Origin of the sequence: Streptomyces sp. NPDC005722 (genome assembly GCF_040630935.1) — a bacterium.
Taxonomy (GTDB): Bacteria; Actinomycetota; Actinomycetes; order Streptomycetales; family Streptomycetaceae; genus Actinacidiphila.
Window position 1 is genome coordinate 1 of sequence record NZ_JBEXYN010000039.1, and the last position, 17,115, is coordinate 17,115.

At 74.0% G+C, this 17,115-nt stretch carries 13 protein-coding genes; 10 read left to right on the forward strand and 3 right to left on the reverse strand.

Annotated elements, in window-relative coordinates; genetic code table 11:
* From ABZ479_RS31895 to ABZ479_RS31925, 7 genes are all read left to right on the forward strand, one after another.
* The coding region (locus tag ABZ479_RS31895; protein WP_500464805.1) for a serine/threonine kinase C-terminal domain-containing protein at positions 1-914 on the forward strand (914 nt) is incomplete at its 5' end.
* A gap of 121 nt (positions 915-1,035) precedes the next feature.
* Complete coding sequence (locus tag ABZ479_RS31900) at positions 1,036-2,904, forward strand: serine/threonine-protein kinase (protein WP_500464806.1); 1,869 nt, start codon at positions 1,036-1,038, stop codon at positions 2,902-2,904.
* Positions 2,905-2,985: 81 nt separating this feature from the next.
* Positions 2,986-4,863 carry a serine/threonine protein kinase gene (locus ABZ479_RS31905; RefSeq protein WP_500464807.1) on the forward strand — a complete coding sequence of 626 codons (1,878 nt, stop codon included), beginning with the start codon at positions 2,986-2,988 and terminating at the stop codon, positions 4,861-4,863.
* Between the two features lie 83 nt (positions 4,864-4,946).
* Entirely contained in the window at positions 4,947-6,335 is a 1,389-nt protein-coding gene (locus ABZ479_RS31910; RefSeq protein ID WP_500464808.1) for a serine/threonine-protein kinase, read from the forward strand.
* Between the two features lie 24 nt (positions 6,336-6,359).
* Positions 6,360-7,874, forward strand: coding sequence for a serine/threonine-protein kinase (locus tag ABZ479_RS31915; RefSeq protein WP_500464809.1), 1,515 nt, complete (start codon positions 6,360-6,362; stop codon positions 7,872-7,874).
* Between the two features lie 122 nt (positions 7,875-7,996).
* Positions 7,997-9,598 carry a succinic semialdehyde dehydrogenase gene (locus ABZ479_RS31920; protein WP_500464810.1) on the forward strand — a complete coding sequence of 534 codons (1,602 nt, stop codon included), beginning with the start codon at positions 7,997-7,999 and terminating at the stop codon, positions 9,596-9,598.
* Positions 9,598-11,382 carry a GMC family oxidoreductase N-terminal domain-containing protein gene (locus ABZ479_RS31925; protein WP_500464811.1) on the forward strand — a complete coding sequence of 595 codons (1,785 nt, stop codon included), beginning with the start codon at positions 9,598-9,600 and terminating at the stop codon, positions 11,380-11,382. Before ABZ479_RS31920 ends, ABZ479_RS31925 begins: the two co-directional genes overlap by 1 nt.
* Positions 11,383-11,905: 523 nt before the next feature.
* On the opposite strand, the gene ABZ479_RS31930 is transcribed toward ABZ479_RS31925, so the two are convergent.
* Entirely contained in the window at positions 11,906-12,232 is a 327-nt protein-coding gene (locus tag ABZ479_RS31930) for a chorismate mutase (protein WP_500464812.1), read from the reverse strand.
* 275 nt (positions 12,233-12,507) lie between these two features.
* Between ABZ479_RS31930 and guaA the strand changes: the two genes are divergently transcribed.
* The 3 genes from guaA (at position 12,508) to ABZ479_RS31945 (ending at position 15,613) form a co-directional block, all read left to right on the forward strand.
* Positions 12,508-14,091 carry a glutamine-hydrolyzing GMP synthase gene (gene guaA, locus ABZ479_RS31935; protein WP_500464813.1) on the forward strand — a complete coding sequence of 528 codons (1,584 nt, stop codon included), beginning with the start codon at positions 12,508-12,510 and terminating at the stop codon, positions 14,089-14,091.
* An 89-nt stretch (positions 14,092-14,180) separates the two neighbouring features.
* Entirely contained in the window at positions 14,181-14,975 is a 795-nt protein-coding gene (locus ABZ479_RS31940; protein ID WP_500464814.1) for a class II aldolase/adducin family protein, read from the forward strand.
* 95 nt (positions 14,976-15,070) lie between these two features.
* On the forward strand, positions 15,071-15,613 hold the full coding sequence (locus ABZ479_RS31945; protein WP_500464815.1) for a DoxX family protein: 543 nt from the start codon (positions 15,071-15,073) through the stop codon (positions 15,611-15,613).
* On the opposite strand, the gene ABZ479_RS31950 is transcribed toward ABZ479_RS31945, so the two are convergent.
* A complete protein-coding gene (locus ABZ479_RS31950; protein WP_500464816.1) occupies positions 15,551-15,814 on the reverse strand; it encodes a hypothetical protein in 264 nt (87 codons plus the stop codon). The genes ABZ479_RS31945 and ABZ479_RS31950 overlap by 63 nt on opposite strands.
* Entirely contained in the window at positions 15,811-17,064 is a 1,254-nt protein-coding gene (locus tag ABZ479_RS31955; protein WP_500464817.1) for a PspC domain-containing protein, read from the reverse strand. Before ABZ479_RS31955 ends, ABZ479_RS31950 begins: the two co-directional genes overlap by 4 nt.
* Positions 17,065-17,115 lie beyond the last annotated feature (51 nt).

Below are 17,115 nucleotides of genomic sequence, written 5' to 3' on the forward strand. Positions count from 1 at the left end.
ACGCGGGCCCGCTGGGGCCGGTGATCGCCGGGCTGCTGGTGCGGGAGCCGCAGGGCCGGTTGTCGGCGCCGGAGGCCGAGCGGATGCTGCGGGCGAGCGCCGCCGAGACCGAGACCGCGAGCGTCCCCCGCGAGAGCCTGACCCGGTCGCACACCGCGCCGACCACCGTCGTCCGGCCCCCGGAACCGGTCGCGCAGCCTGCGCCCCCGCACGCACCCACCCTTCCGTCGGGGGTCCCCGTCCCGGCGGAGCCCCCGCGGGCGCGGCGCCGCACCGGGGTCCGGGTGCTGCTCGCCGCGGTGCTGGCCGCCGCCCTCGCCGGCGGCGGCTTCTACGCCGCGCAGCACTTCGGCGGCTCCACCGGCACGCAGGGTGACCGGCCGGCCCCGAGCCACTCGGCGACCTCCTCGTCGCCGTCCTCCCCGGCGTCCTCCTCCCCGCCCCCCTCCCCGTCCGTTCCGGGCCCGTCGCCCGTGCCGGCCGGCTACCACCTCGCCGAGGAGCCCGAGCAGGGCTTCTCCGTCCCGGTCCCCGACGGGTGGACCCGCCAGGTGCAGGGCGAGCAGGTCATCTACGTCGACCCGAGCGGCCTGGCCGGCCTGCGGATCGGCACGCTGGACTACGCGGCGAGCGATCCGCTGGAGCACTTCGCGGAGGAGGAGCAGCAGACCATCCCCAAGGTGGCGGGGTACGAGCGGCTGCGGATGCAGAGCACCAAGTGGCGCGACCGCCCGGCCGCCATATGGGAGTTCACCTTCCAGGGCAAGGCCCGCGGCTTCCGGGCCATCGACCTCGGCTTCGGGGAGCCCGGCGGACGCGAGTTCGCCGTCTACCTCTCCGCGCCGACGGCCCAATGGGGTGATTTCCGGACGGTCTTCGACGACGCGGTGGCCGGACTCGTCGTCCACGACTAGCACACGGCGGGGCCGGGGTGGGACCACGGCCCCGAGTCAGGGATGATGGAGGTCTCCATCCCGCGGTCGCCGTTGGCAGGCGATGAGGGAGCTTCATCTTCAGCGACTGCAGAGGGAATTCATGGGCCAGGCGCACGACACCGACCAGCGGCTCATCGCCGACCGGTACCGACTCGGCGCCGTCCTCGGCAAGGGCGGCATGGGCACCGTCTGGCGGGCTGTCGACGAGACGCTCGGCCGTACGGTCGCCGTGAAGGAGCTGCGCTTCCCGCACAACATCGACGAGGACGAGAAGCGCCGCCTGATCACCCGCACCCTGCGCGAGGCCAAGGCGACCGCCCGCATCCGCAACACCGGTGCGGTGACCGTCTTCGATGTCGTCGAGGAGGACGACCGGCCCTGGATCGTCATGGAACTGGTCGAGGGCCGCTCGCTGTCGGACGCGATCCGCGAGGACGGGCCGCTCTCGCCCAAGCGCGCCGCCGAGGTCGGGCTGACCGTGTTGGACGTGCTGCGGGCCGCCCACAAGGAGGGCATCCTCCACCGTGACGTGAAGCCGTCCAACGTCCTGATCGCCGACGACGGCCGCGTCGTGCTGAGCGACTTCGGCATCGCCCAGATCGACGGCGACCCGTCGGTCACCTCCACCGGCATGCTGGTCGGCGCCCCCTCGTACATCTCGCCGGAGCGGGCGCGCGGCCAGAAGCCGGGCCCGCCCGCCGACCTGTGGTCGCTGGGCGCGCTGCTGTACGCCTCGGTCGAGGGCCGGCCGCCGTACGACAAGGGCTCGGCCATCGCCACGCTCACCGCCGTCATGACGGAGTCGCTGCAGACCCCGCGCAACGCGGGCCCGCTGGCCGACGCGATCCACGGGCTGCTCAACAAGGACCCGGAGCTGCGGCTCGACGACGCGGGCGTGCGCCCGCTGCTCACGGGTGTCGCCCACGCGCCGGACGTCCCGGTCGCCGAGGCCACGCGCACCATGCCGCTGCCGCCCTCCGACCCGCAGCCGACGCCCACCGACGCGCCCCCGGCCACCCGGGCCGCCGCCGCCGACCAGGCGGCGCTGCGGGCCGCGAAGGCCAAGCCGGAGCCCGAGGCGACCCCGGCGACCGCGTCCGCCCCGGTCACGCCCGTACCGGTGCCGGCGGCCGCCCCGGCCACCGCCCCGCGGCTGCCGCTCCTGGCGTCGATGGACGAGCGCCGCCGCCGCGCGGTGCTCTTCGCCGCGATCGTGGTCGTCCTCGTGCTGCTCGGGACGGGCATCGGCATCTGGGCCGGCCAGGGCGACGACGACCCGGGCGCCCGTCAGCCCGCCAATCCGTCCGCCCCGGCGAGCGCCAAGTCCGGTGACGACGGCGTCCAGGACGGCAAGTCCGGCGACGACAAGGGGGGCCAGGGGAGCGAGTCCGGCGACGACAAGGGCGGCGACGACTCCGGCAAGGGGAAGGGCGACGACAACTCCGGCAAGGGCTCGGACACTTCCTCCTCCGGGTCCGGCGACGGCTCCGGCAGCGGGAAGGACGGCTCCGGCGCGGTTCCGGCCGGCTGGACGACCTACACCGACTCCCAGGAGGGCTTCTCGATAGCGCTGCCCAGTGGCTGGGCCGCGAACAAGGAGCGGGCCGGCAACGGCTGGGTCTTCAACGCCCGCCGCAGCCCCCGGGTGCAGGTCGACTGGACCCACACCCCCGGCAAGAGCGCGGCGGACGCCTGGCGCCAGAACGAGGCCGGTGCCGCGGGCAGGTTCCCCGGTTACCAGAAGGTGGACATAAAGGACGTGAGCTACCGCGGCTACCGCACCGCCGCCGACTGGACGTTCACCTACATGTCCGGCGGCACCAAGATGCGCGCCGTCAACCGGGGCTTCGTCGTGGACGACGGGCACGGCTACGCCATCCTCTTCTTCGCGCCGGACGCCGAGTGGGACAGCAAGAAGACCACGGAGATGCGCGAGGCGCTCTTCAACACCTTCAAACCGGCCAAGTGAGGCCGCTCGGGCACGTATCGTGAGTCATTGCGGACTGTCCGCATCCACAACGGATCGGATCTGACGCTTTGGGGAGGCGTCGTGGACGACTACGCGGGACGCGTACTGGCCGACCGCTACCGCCTGCCGCGGCCGCCCGCCGACGAGTTCGAACTGGTGGAGACCAGGGCCTGGGACACGTTCAGCAACCAGGAGGTGCTGATACGCCAGGTCCTGCTGCCCGAGGTCGTCAGCGCCGAGCCGGGACCGCACCACGGGGACGGCGGGGACACCGCCCACCGGGCCCTGGAGGCGGCGCAGGCCGCGGCCGCGATACCCGACCACCCCCGGCTGGTGCAGGTCTTCGACATCTTCGTCGAGGACGGCAGTGTCTGGATAGTGAGCGAGCTGGTCGCCGCCCGCCCGCTGGCCGCGGTCCTCGCCGACAAGCGGCTGAGCCCCTACCGGGCCGCCGAGGTGGCCTCCGACGTGCTGACCGCGCTGCGCGTGCTGCACGCCCACGGCTGGGTGCACCGCAACGTCACCGGCCGGACCGTGCTGGTCTGCGACGACGGCCGGGCGATGCTCTCGGGGCTGGCCGTGGGCGCCGCCCAGGAGGCGCTGTGCGGCTACAACCCGGTGCCGGTACCCGCGATGGCCGGGGGCGGCGAGGCGCCCGGCGGCGGCTGGGAGGGCCCGCACTCCGCGCTGGAGCTCGAGCGCGCCCGTCAGGCCCGGCTCACCGTCGTCGGTCCCGTCACCGAGCGGTGGGCCCCCGAGCAGGCCACCGAGGTCCACGAGAACTGGCAGCTCGCCCCGCCCGTCGGCCCGGCCGCCGACCTGTGGGCACTGGGGTCGCTGCTCTTCCGCAGCGTCCAGGGGCATCCTCCGTTCCCGGAGGAGAGCACCGCGGAACTGGTCCAGCTGGTCATCGCCGAGCCGCCCGCGTACGCCGAGGAGTGCGGACCGCTGCGGCCCGTCGTTGAGTCGCTGCTGCGCCAGGACCCCGAGGAGCGGCCGGACGCCGAGGAGCTGCGCGGCTGGCTGCGCTCCCTCGTCCGCTCCGCGCCGGAGCCGGACGTGGGGCTGAGCACGGTGCCCGTGCCCGCCGACGACCCGCACAAGCTGCCCGTCGTACGCCGCCGGGGCGAACTGGTGCGCCGCCGCAAGGCCGCCGCCGACCCTGTGCCCGCCCACCCCGCGCACGGGCGCCACAAGCGCACCAAGGAACGGCGGCAGCGCTCGGGGCGCGGGCCGCGCAGCCTCGGGATCACACTGGTCGGGCTGGTGCTGCTGCTGATGGTCGCCGCCGTGGTGTACGCCGTGCTCTTCATGCCGCGCGGCGGGTCCACGGACGACGAGGGCGCGGCCGGTGCCACGCGGACCCTGCCCGCGCAGGTGCCCGGCGGTGACGAGCGGCCGCAGACGACCGCCCCGCCGCCCGGCAAGGCCACGCGCAGCTCCGCCCCGGCCACGAGTGCCCCGCCGGCCACGCGGTCGGCCCCGGCGGACGACGCCGCCACCACCGGCCTCGGCGGCGACTTCACGCTGCGCACCGACGCGGAGGGCTTCCGGCTCGCCGTCCCCAACGGCTGGCAGCGCACGCCCAGGAACGCCGACGGGCAGGTCCGCTACACCGGCGGCGACTACCAGCTGCTGGTCGTGCCCGGCCGTGACACCGTCGCCGACAAGGGCAGCGACCCGATCGTCTACCAGAACGACGAGCCCGAGCTTTCCGGCTTCCGGGCCTCCGGCTGGTCCTCGGCCTCCGGACTGCGCCGCCTGGACATGGGCGGGATCACGGCCGCGGAGGGCGAGTTCAGCTGGAGCGACGGCTCCGGGCGGCAGCTGTTCGCGCGCAACCTGGTGATGATCCGCGACGGCAGGTACCACGTCGTCCTGGTCATCGGGCCGGACGGCCGTCGCGCCGACGTCAAGCGGTACTTCGAGAAGGCCGCGGAGACCTACCGCACCACCTGAGCGCGGTGCCCGGACCGGAACCGCCCGGTCACGGCGCGCGTTGGAGAGGCCGTGGGTGCAGGGGAGTGAGCGGGAGCGGAAGCGTGCTGGCCGGACGGTACCGGCTCGGCGACGTCATCGGCCGCGGCGGCATGGGGCGGGTCTGGGAGGCCCAGGACGTCGTGCTGCGGCGTACCGTCGCCGTCAAGGAGCTGACCCTCGGCGCCCATCTCGCGGAGGACGACCGCGCCGTGCTCCAGGAACGGATGAAGCAGGAGGCCCGGGCCGCCGCCCGGATCAACCACCCCAACGTGGTGACCGTCCACGACGTCGTGGAACAGGACGGCCGGCCCTGGATCGTCATGGAACTGGTGGACGGCCGCTCCCTGGACGAGGCGGTGCGCGAGGACGGCCCGCTGTCCCCCAGGCGGGCCGCCGCGGTGGCCGCCGCCGTGCTGGAGGCGCTGCGCGCGGCGCACGCCGCGGGCGTGCTCCACCGGGACGTGAAGCCGGCCAACGTGCTGCTCGCCCGCGACGGCCGGGTCCTGCTGACGGACTTCGGCATCGCCGTCGTCGAGGGCGACTCGGCGATCACCCGCACCGGCGAACTCGTCGGATCCGTCGACTACCTGGCGCCCGAGCGGGCCCGCGGCGGCCGTCCCGGGCCGGAGTCCGACCTGTGGTCGCTGGGCGCCACGCTCTACGCGGCGGTCGAGGGGCGCTCGCCGTTCCGCCGCACGTCGCCGATCGGCACCCTGCAGGCCGTGGTGTACGAGGACCTGCCCGAACCCCGGGCGGCCGGCCCGCTGCGCCCGGTCATCGCGGCGCTGCTCGCGAAGGAGCCCGCCGCGCGCCCGCCGGCCGGGCAGCTGGCGACCACGCTCACGGCCATCGCGGCGGGCGGCCCACGGCGCCGCCGCCCCGGCGGGCGCCGCGCCGCGCTCGTGGCGGCCGCGGTCGCCGGGGCGCTGCTGGCGGGCACCGGAGGCGTCCTCGCGGTGGTCGAGGGGCGCGGCGACGGCACCGGCGACGCCACCGGGGTCCCGGCAGGCTACGTGCGCGTCCACGACCCGGCGGGCTTCAGCCTCGCCGTACCGCGCGGCTGGCAACGCCAACTGGACGGCGACCAGATCGACTACACGCCCGACGGCGGCGCCCACCGGCTCCGCGTCGGCGTCGGCCGCGCCGCGCCGGGCGTCAACCCGTACATGCACCTGCTCCAGCTGGAGGAGAGCGTGCAGGCGCTCCCCGACTACACCCGGGTGCGGCTGCACCAGAACACCTTCCGGGGCGGCGACGGCTGCCTGTGGGAGTTCACCTGGACCGACTCCAAGGAGCACCCGGGCCCGCGCCGTGCCGTCGACCAGGCGTACGTGACGGCCGACGGCCGCGAGTACGCCCTCTACATGGGCGCGCCGGCCGGTGACTGGGCGGCCTCCTCCGCCCGGTTCCAGGTGGCCCTGCAGACCTGGCGGCCGGAACCGGCCGGGTGACCGGTGGTGAGGCATCATGACCCCATGAGGGGCGACGGGGGGCGGCTGGTCGCCGGGCGGTACCGGATCACGGGGCGGCTCGGGCGCGGCGGCATGGGCACGGTGTGGCGGGCCGACGACGAACTGCTCGGCCGCCGGGTGGCGGTCAAGGAGCTGCACGCCGAGGGCGACGAGGACCGCGCCCTGCGGGAGGCACGCACGGTCGCCCGGATACGCCACCCCCATGTGATCGTCCTCTTCGACGTGGTCGAGCACGACGGCTCCCCGTGGATCGTCATGGAGCTCGTCGACGGCCGCTCGCTCGCCGACGTCCTCGCCCAGGACGGCCCGCTGCCCCCGCGCGAGGCCGCCCGGATCGGCGCCGCCGTCACCGGTGCGTTGCGGGCCGCGCACGAACGCGGCGTGCTGCACCGGGACATCAAGCCCGGCAACGTCCTCGTCGAGCACGGCACCGGGCGGATCGTGCTGACCGACTTCGGCATCGCGCGGGTGACCGGAGCGACCACGCTGACCGAGGCCGGGGACTTCGTGGGCTCGCCCGAGTACACCGCCCCCGAGCGCATGTCCGGGCAGGCCGCGGGGCCCGCCTCCGACCTGTGGTCGGTGGGCGTGCTGCTGTGCGCGGCGGTCGTCGGGCGGTCCCCGTTCCGCCGGGACTCGCTGGGGGAGGTGCTGCACGCCGTCGTGTTCGAGAAGATCCGGCCGCCGGAGCGGACCGGGCCGCTGCTGCCGGTCGTCGAGGCCCTGTTGCGGCGCGAGCCCGAGCGGCGGCCGACCGCGCAGGAGACGGAGGAACTGCTCGCCGCGTACGCGGAGACCGGCGTGCCGCCCACCGCGGTGCCCGCGCCCGCGCCGGGCACCGAGACGGAGCGCCATGACGCGCCGCTTGCCCGGCCCCGGCGCAGGCGGGGCCCGCTGGCGGCCGTGCTGGGCGTGGCGGTGCTGGCGGGGGCCGGCGTCGCGGCGGCCTCCCTGCTGCCGGACGGCGGTTCGACGGGCGGTGCCGCTCCGGACCGGACCGCCGTCACGAGCGGCGCACCCGCGCGGACCTCCCCGTCCGCCGCCTCCGCTCCGGCGGACCCCGCGTCGGCCGGCCCGTCGCTCCCCGCGGGCTTCCGCACCGTCGATGACCCCGCGGGCTTCTCGCTCGCCCTGCCGGAGGGCTTTTGGCGCTCCTTCGAGCCGCCGCGCGTCTTCTACTACTCCGCCGGCAAGGAGTTCCGCGTCGGCATCCGCACCCAGCGCCCGGACCCCCGCGGGCCCGAGGCGGTCATGCGGGCCCAGGACGCCGCCGGCCCGGCCGCCTACGAGGGTTACCGGGACGGCTTCGTCACCCCGACCACGCAGAACGGGCACCCGGCCGCGCTGTGGGAGTTCACCTGGGACGGCTTCACGCACGGCGTGCCGCGCCGCACCTTCGACCTGTGCTGGGAGGAGGGCGGCCGCCAGTACGACCTGTGGGTCTCCTCGCCGCTCCAGCAGGCCGAGCGGGGCCGCGACTACTTCGACACCGCCCGCGCCGCCTTCCGCGCGGGGTGAGCGCCCGCCCGGGGCGGGCGGGGCGCCTGTCGCGGCGTTCCTGCCAGCTTTTGCTGGCGTCATTGTGAAAACCGGCTACTGACGGGTATGCACGCGGTGTCACCGCGTCGTACGCTCCCGCCATGACGGACTCTCCTACTGCCGGTAACGGCAATCCGGTCGCCCCCTCCGGCACCAGGACCGCCGCCGACGTGGTGACCCCGGACCTCGTGGCACGGCTGACGCGAGGCGTGGCCGGCAGCGGCCGGACCGTGAACCACACACCGCTGACCGGCGAGAAGCTGGCGGAGCTCCCGGAGTCGACGCCGCAGGACGTGGCGGCGGCCTACGAGAGGGCGCGGGAGGCGCAGAAGGCGTGGGCGGCGACGCCGGTGCGCCGCCGCGCGGCCGTGCTGCTCCGCTTCCACGACCTGGTGCTGGCCCGGCAGTCCGAGGTGCTGGACCTGATCCAGCTGGAGACGGGCAAGGCGCGCCTGCACGCGCACGAGGAGGTGCTGGCGGTCGCCGTCGCCGCCCGGCACTACGGCGTCAAGGCCCCCTCGTACCTGAGGCCCAAGCGGCACACCGGCGCCATCCCGGCCCTCACCAAGGTGCGGGAGCTGCGGCACCCGCGCGGTGTCGTCGGCCAGATCGCGCCGTGGAACTACCCCCTCGAACTCTCCGTCGGCGACGCGCTGCCCGCCTTCGTCGCGGGCAACGCCGTCGTGATGAAGCCCGACACCGAGACCGCGCTGACCGCCCTGTGGGCGCGCGAGCAGTTGATCGAGGCCGGACTGCCCGCCGACGTCTGGCAGGTCGTCATCGGCGAGGGCCCGGTCGTCGGCCCGGCGGTCGTGGAGCACGCCGACTACGTGTCCTTCACCGGTTCCACCCGCACCGGCCGGGACGTGGCGACCCGCGCCGCGGCCCGCCTGATCGGCGCCTCCCTCGAACTCGGCGGCAAGAACGCCCTGCTGGTGCTGGAGGACGCCGACCTCGACAAGGCGGCCGAGGGCGCGGTCCGCGCCTGCTTCTCCTCGGCGGGCCAGCTGTGCATCTCCATCGAGCGGCTCTTCGTCCACGCCTCCGTCGCGGACGCCTTCCTGGAGCGCTTCACCGCGCGCACCCGGGCCCTGCGGCTCGGCACCGCCCTCGCCTACGGCGCCGGGATGGGGTCGCTGGCCGGGGAGCGCCAGTTGGAGACCGTCACCCGGCACGTGGAGGAGGCCGTCGCCAAGGGCGCCACCGTCCTCACCGGCGGCCGGGCCCGGCCCGACGTCGGCCCGTACTTCTTCGAGCCGACCGTCCTGGACGGCGTCGAGCCGCCGATGGCCGTGTGCGCCGAGGAGACCTTCGGCCCGGTGGTGTCCGTGTACCGCTTCACCGACGAGGACGACGCGGTCGAGCGCGCCAACGCGACGCCGTACGGCCTCAATTCCAGCGTCTGGACCAAGGACACCCGCCGCGGCGCCCGCGTCGCCGCGCGCCTGCGCAGCGGCACCGTCAACGTCAACGAGGGCTACGCCTCCGCGTACGGCAGCGTGCAGTCCCCGATGGGCGGCATGAAGGACTCCGGGCTCGGCCGCCGGCACGGCTCCGAGGGCATCCTCAAGTACACCGAGGCGCAGACCGTGGCGACGCAGCGGCTGCTGCCGATGGCCCCGTCCCTGGGCATGGACGACTCGGCGTACGCGGCCCTCATGAGCCGCAGCCTGCGGGTGATGAAGACGCTGAGGCTGCGCTGATGGAGGGGGAGCGGATGTCCTACGACTACGACGTGATCGTGATCGGGTCCGGCTTCGGCGGGGCCGTGTCGGCGCTGCGGCTGACCGAGAAGGGCTACACGGTCGGCGTCCTGGAGGCGGGCCGCCGCTGGACCCGGGAGTCGCTGCCGAAGAACTCCTGGCACGTCAAGGACTACCTGTGGGCCCCGGCGCTCGGCCTGTACGGCATCCAGCGCATCCACCTGCTGGACAACGTGATGATCCTGGCCGGCGCGGGCGTCGGCGGCGGTTCGCTGAACTACGCCAACACCCTCTACGTCCCGCCGAAGGCCTTCTTCGAGGACCGCCAGTGGGGCCGCATCACGGACTGGCAGGAGGAACTGGCCCCCTACTACGACCAGGCCAAGCGCATGCTCGGCGTGCGGCTCAACCCGACGATGACCCCCTCGGACGTCCACCTCAAGGCGACCGCCGAGCGGATGGGCGTCGGCGACTCCTTCCACATGGCCCCGGTCGGGGTGTTCTTCGGCGACGGCCGGGACGCCACGGGCGACGCGCGGGCGGTGCCCGGCGGCGAGGTCCCCGACCCGTACTTCGGCGGCGCCGGCCCGTCCCGGCGGGCCTGCACCGAGTGCGGGGAGTGCATGACCGGCTGCCGCCACGGCGCCAAGAACACCCTCAACGAGAACTACCTCCACCTCGCCGAGCAGGCGGGCGCCGAGATCCACGCGATGACCACCGTCACCGCCCTGTCGGAGAACCCCGAGGGCGGCCACGACGTCACCGTCGTCCCCACCGAGCGCCGCCGCAAGGCGGAGCCGCGCGTGCTGCGCGCCCGCCACGTGGTCGTCGCCGCCGGCACCTACGGCACCCAGACCCTGCTGCACCGCATGCGCGACGCGGGCCGGCTGCCGGGCCTGTCCGCCCGGCTCGGCGAGCTGACCCGCACCAACTCCGAGGCGCTGGTGGGCGCGCAGACCGACAGCCGCCGCTACCGCCGGCGCACGGGCGAGCCGCGGGTGGACTTCACGCGCGGCGTGGCCATCACGTCCTCGATCCACCCCGACGAGAACACCCACATCGAGCCGGTCCGCTACGGCAAGGGCTCCAACTCGATGGGCGGCCTGTCGATCCTCCAGGTCCCGCACGGCACCCGGCTGCCGCGCGGACTGGCCTACCTGGCGCACTGCGCGCGGCACCCGGTGCTGCTGATGCGGTCGCTGTCCAACCGCCGCTGGTCCGAGCGCACCATCATCGGGCTGGTCATGCAGTCCCTGGACAACTCGCTGACCACCTACCGCAAGCCCAAGGGCCTGGGGAAGGGCCTGCTCACCGCCCGCCAGGGGCACGGCGCGCCCAACCCCTCCTTCATCCCCGAGGGCGCCGAGGCCGCCCGCCTGCTCGCCGAGGAGATCAACGGCTTCGCGGGCAGCAACGTCGGCGAGTTGATGGGCACCCCGCTCACCGCCCACTTCCTGGGTGGCTGTCCGATCGGCGAGGACGCCGAGCACGGTGTGATCGACCCGTACCACCGGCTGTTCGGGCATCCGGGGATCCACGTGGTGGACGGCGCCGCGGTCTCCGCGAACCTGGGGGTCAACCCCTCGCTCACCATCACCGCCCAGGCCGAACGCGCCATGTCGCTGTGGCCCAACAAGGGCGACGCCGACCCGCGTCCGGCCCAGGGTGAGGCCTACCGGCGCGTCGCCGCGGTCGAGCCCAAGGCGCCGGCCGTCCCCGCGGAGGCCTTCGGCGCGCTGCGGCTGCCCGTGCTCCCCGTACCGCCGGTGCCGCCCAAGGCCTGACTCCGCCGGACGCCGACGGATGCCCGGACACGAGGAGGGGCCGCGCCCGCCGGGGACGCGGCCCTCGGGCCGCTGTTCCGGCCGCCGCCGGACCTCCCGGAGAGCGCCATGTGCGGCCCGACTCACTCGATCGAGGGTCGGATACCTGCTCAAGTGCCGCGAAATGAGTAGTGTGTTCCTCGCAGAGCGGCCGGTCCCGGGCGTCCCCGGAACCGACCGCCACTTTGAGGTGTGACCGGGCTGCTGTCCCCTGCCGTCCGGTCACTGATCACCGGAGCGAGGTCCCACGGCGCGACCGCATTGCTTCCACTCGCGCGGGCGCGCCTCATCGCTCCGGTGGCACCCCGCCCAGCTGCGTCTGAGCGGTGTCCACGCGTGGTCTTCGACGTCCTTGCTTCCCTGGCCCAGGGTGACCGCGCCTGGCTGGCACGGACACCGGATTCAACGAAGGCGTCCGTAGGCGGTCACGTGTCGTACGGGTGATGCCCCCCGAACGGGTCACAGGGCCGGTGCCGCGGGGGTTTCAGACCCGGCCGCGGCACAGCTCCAGCAGGGTCATGGCGAGTGCGGTGCCGGGCCTGCCCAGCGGGTCGTTGTAGCGGCGCAGGACGTCCATCTCGCGGGAGAGGTGGACACGGCGGCCACCGGACTCCATGCGGGCGCGCTGGATGCCGGCCGAGACCGTCATCCGTTCCCGCACCAGGGCGATGATCCGCGCGTCGAGGTCGTCGATCCGCTCGCGGGCGGCGGCGATGACGGCGGCGGGGTCGGCGGCCGGCGGAGCCGCGGGGTCGGTGGCGGGCGGTGCCGCGGGGTCGGTGGCGGGCGGTGCCGCGGGGGTGCTGCTCATGGGGTTCCTCCTGGGGGCCGGGCCCCCGGGCCGCCCGGGACGGGAAACGCCAGGCGCCCCGGGCCGTGTGGCCCGGGGCGCCTGGTGACGTCTGGATGCGTTCCTCGCTCAGACAGCACGACCATGGCAGCCGGACCAGCCGGTGCCATAGGTAAACGCGAAGTGCGTGCTGCTGAACATGGCGGACAGTGTGACTCCTCGGGCCGGGGAAGTAAAGCCGCGGGCCCCGGTAGAATCGGCAGGGACCCCACGTTCGACCCGCCGGAAGGCCCACCGTGGCATCAGCGACCCCAGCCGCCCCCGACACCGTTCTCGTCGTCGACTTCGGGGCGCAGTACGCCCAGCTCATCGCCCGCCGTGTGCGTGAGGCCCGGGTCTACAGCGAGATCGTGCCGAGCACCATGCCCGTCCAGGAGATGCTGGCCAAGCGGCCCGCGGCGATCATCCTGTCGGGCGGGCCCTCGTCCGTCTACGCCGAGCACGCCCCCCGGCTGGACCGTGCCCTCTTCGAGGCGGGCGTCCCCGTCTTCGGCATGTGCTACGGCTTCCAGTTGATGGCGATCACCCTCGGCGGCACCGTCGACAACACCGGCGCGCGCGAGTACGGCCGTACCCCGCTGCACGTCGGCAAGACCGGCTCCACGCTCTTCGAGGGCACCCCGGCCGAGCAGTCGGTGTGGATGTCGCACGGCGACACCTGCACGGCCGCTCCGGAGGGCTTCTCCGTCTCCGCCGCCACCGACCTGGTGCCGGTGGCCGCGTTCGAGAACGACGAGAAGAAGCTCTACGGCGTCCAGTACCACCCCGAGGTGCTGCACTCCGAGCACGGCCAGCAGGTGCTGGAGCACTTCCTCTACCGGGGCGCCGGCATCGCGCCGGACTGGACCACGCACAACGTGGTCGAGGAGCAGGTCGCCGCGATCCGCGCCCAGGTCGGCGACAAGCGCGCCATCTGCGGCCTGTCCGGCGGCGTGGACTCCGCGGTCGCCGCGGCCCTGGTCAACAAGGCCATCGGGGAGAAGCTGACCTGCGTCTACGTGGACCACGGCCTGATGCGCAAGGGCGAGTCCGAGCAGGTCGAGAAGGACTTCGTGGCGGCCACCGGCGTCCAGCTGAAGGTCGTCGACGCGCAGGAGCGCTTCCTGACCGCGCTCGCCGGGGTCTCCGACCCCGAGGAGAAGCGCAAGATCATCGGCCGGGAGTTCATCCGGGTCTTCGAGCAGGCCGCGAGCGAGATCGTCGCCGAGGCCGGCGCGCACGGCGAGTCGGTGGAGTTCCTGGTGCAGGGCACCCTCTACCCGGACGTGGTGGAGTCCGGCGGCGGCACCGGCACCGCCAACATCAAGTCCCACCACAACGTGGGCGGCCTCCCCGAGGACCTGCAGTTCCAGCTCGTCGAGCCGCTGCGCAAGCTCTTCAAGGACGAGGTCCGCATGGTCGGCCAGGAGCTCGGCCTGCCCGAGGAGATCGTCCAGCGCCAGCCCTTCCCGGGTCCGGGCCTGGGCATCCGCATCGTCGGCGAGGTCACCAAGGAGCGCCTGGACCTGCTGCGCGAGGCCGACGCCATCGCCCGCGAGGAGCTGACCGCCGCCGGTCTCGACCGCGACATCTGGCAGTGCCCGGTGGTCCTGCTGGCCGACGTGCGCTCGGTGGGCGTGCAGGGCGACGGCCGTACCTACGGCCACCCGATCGTGCTGCGCCCGGTCTCCAGCGAGGACGCGATGACCGCGGACTGGTCGCGGCTGCCGTACGAGGTGCTGGCCCGGATCTCGACCCGGATCACCAACGAGGTGGCCGACGTCAACCGCGTCGTGCTGGACGTCACCAGCAAGCCCCCGGGCACCATCGAGTGGGAGTAGCCCCCCGCGTGGGGCAGGCTTGGGGCGATACCGGGGAAACCTGGTATCGCCCCTGTCCATCTGCGGTACCTCGGGGTAACTTCCGCGCCATGACCGACACCGCGCCGCCGCAGCCCGTACCCCCCGACCGGCTCCATTTCGCGCTGCCGCCCACCTTCGAGGACCCCGCGGCCGAACGCCGCCACCGCAAGGAGCGGCTCGTGGTGGCGCTGCGCGCGTTCGCGGAGCTGGGGTTCGAGGACGGGGTGTCCGGGCACATCACCGTGCGCGACCCGGAGCTGGCGGACCACTTCTGGGTGAACCCCTTCGGCGTGCCGTTCCGGCACCTCACCGTGGGCGAGCTGATCCTGGCCAACCAGCACGGCGCCGTCGTCGAGGGCCGGCACCACGTCAACCAGGCGGCGTTCACCATCCACGCCCATGTGCACACCGCGCGGCCCGACGTGGCGGCCGTGGTGCACAGCCACTCGACCTACGGCCGGGCGCTGGCCGCGCTGGGGGAGCGGCTGGAACCGATCACCCAGGACGCCTGCGCCTTCTACGAGGACCACTCGCTGTTCGACGCGTACACCGGGGTCGTGGTGGACGAGGCCCAGGCGCGGCGCATCGCGGTGGTCCTGGGGGCGCACAAGGCGCTGGTCCTGCGCAACCACGGACTGCTGACGGTCGGCGAGACCGTGGACGCGGCGGCGTGGTGGTTCATGACGATGGAGAGGTCCTGCCAGGTGCAGCTGAGCGCGAAGGCGGCGGGCAAGCCGGTGTGGATCGCGCACGAGGACGCGATCGCCACCCGTGAGCAGTTGGGACATGATCTGGTCGCCTGGATCAACTACCAGCCCACCTATGAGCGGATAGTCCGCGAGAATTCAGAGCTTTTTGATTGAACGACGGCCGCTTCGCCTACGTATCTCCCAGGGCGCTCCTGGAGAATCGGTCCGGGAGGGAGTCCACGGCAGGTGCGTGCGAGAGGGCGGACGTCATGAGCGTGACGGGCACAACGGGCATGAACGGTATGCGGGACACGGAGCGGTACCCCAGTCAGGGTCCGTGGCGGGACACGGCACGGCGCTACGCCCTGCTGCCGCTGCGCATCTTCCTCGGCGTGACCTTCGTCTACGCCGGATTCGACAAGCTGATGTCCGACACCTTCTTCAACGACGGCGCCGCGGGCTCGCTCGTCGGCCTGCTGAACGGGATCCGCGACAGCGCCGCGATCCCGGCCATGGTCGACCTGGCCCTGAAGAACCCGCACGGGTTCGGCTACGCGATCGCCTTCGGCGAGATCGCCGTCGGCATCGGCACGCTGGTCGGCCTGCTCAGCCGGATCGCCGCCCTGGGCGGGGCGCTGATCTCGCTGAGCCTGTGGCTCACCGTCAGCTGGGCCACGCAGCCGTACTACTACGGCAACGACCTCGCCTACCTGATGGCCTGGCTGCCGCTGGTCCTCGCCGGCGCCCCGCTACTGTCCGTCGACGCCATGATCGCCGGACGGCGCGGCCGGGGACGGCGCGGCCTGGCCTGACCGCCGGGCGGCCCGCCCCCGGACCATCCGGGAGACGACCGAGCCGAGTGCCGCGAGCCCCAGACCCGCACAGGTCAGGGGCACCGCGGCCGCCGGGGACAGCGACACCTCGCCGGCCGCGTCGAGCAGGAACACCGCGGCCAGCCCCAGCAGGACCAGCCCGGTCAGCAGCGCCGAGGGCGCGAACGGATGCCTTCTCACGGGAACTGCACCACCTTCACCTGTCCGACGCCCATCTCCACGTCGAGTTCCACCGTGCCCCGCGACTTCCGGCCGTCCGCCGGGTCCAGGGTCACCTTCCGGTCGAGACCGGGGTGGACGTCGACGTCCTTCTCCTGCTCGCCCGGCAACTGCAGGTCGCCCACGCCCACCTGGACGTGCATCCGCAGCGTGACGTCCTCCGGAACCCTGACGACCAGCTGCCCCGCGCCGACCTCGGCCCGCGTCGAGACCGTGCGTCCGCCCGGCTCCAGCTCCGACAGGTCCAGCGTCGCCCGGCCGGTGCCCAGCTCGTACGAGTCCTGCACCGCGGAGAGCGTGGCGGGCGTCCAGGTGCGCTGCTTCCAGTCGGTGCCGACCGAGCGCGGCAGCGTCGTGGAGCCGACCAGCAGCGCGGCGGTCAGCAGCACCACGAAGACGGTGCCGCCGCCGAGCCGCCCCCACCAGGTGCTGACCACGAAACCCAGGCCGAAGACGGCCAGCGCGGAGCCGAGGCCGATCTGCACGCTGGTGGCCAGCGGCTCGGACGACCAGGACGCGGCCAGGCCGCCCGCCGCCGCGGCCGCGGCCAGGAAGAACACGAGCACGCCCAGCCAGGCGCCGTCGCGCCGCACCGCCCGGCGCCGGTCCCGCCACTCGCGGCGGTCGCGCTCCACGTCCGAGGGACCGTCGTCCGGTCCCCACAGGTATCCGCCCGGCCCCGGCACCGGCACCGCGTCCTCGACCGCGGTCTCCTTCCACCACGCCGACGTCGCGGGCTGCGGAGGCGGCTGGGTCGGGGGCGGCGCGACCGGCTGGGCGGGCGCCTCGGTCGCCTGCCGCCGGTGCACCGACCAGTAGACGGCGCCGGCGAAGGCCGCCAGCAGGCCCAGCGAGAAGGCCAGGTTCCCGCCGCTGCCCAGCATCGACAGGAAGAGCCCGCAGCCGACCAGCGAGACCAGCACCGCCGTCAGCGCCGTCCCCTCGACCCGCCCGGACAGCAGCCGGTGCGCCTCGCTCTCGGTCTCCCCCGCCGCGGGGACGAGCAGCCACGCCAGGCCGTACGCCACCAGCCCGAGACCGCCGGTGAGCGCCAGCACGCCGAGCACGATCCGGAAGACCACCGGGTCGATGTCGAAGTACCGTCCCGCGCCCTCGCAGACGCCGGCGATCACCTTCCGCTCGCGGCAGCGCGCCAGCCGCGGGCCCGGCGGCGACCCGGCCGTCTCCGTCTCCGTGTACTGCTCCGTCATGGGTCCATGGTGGCGGTCCCGGACGCGCGCCGGTATCCGGAACGACCCTGA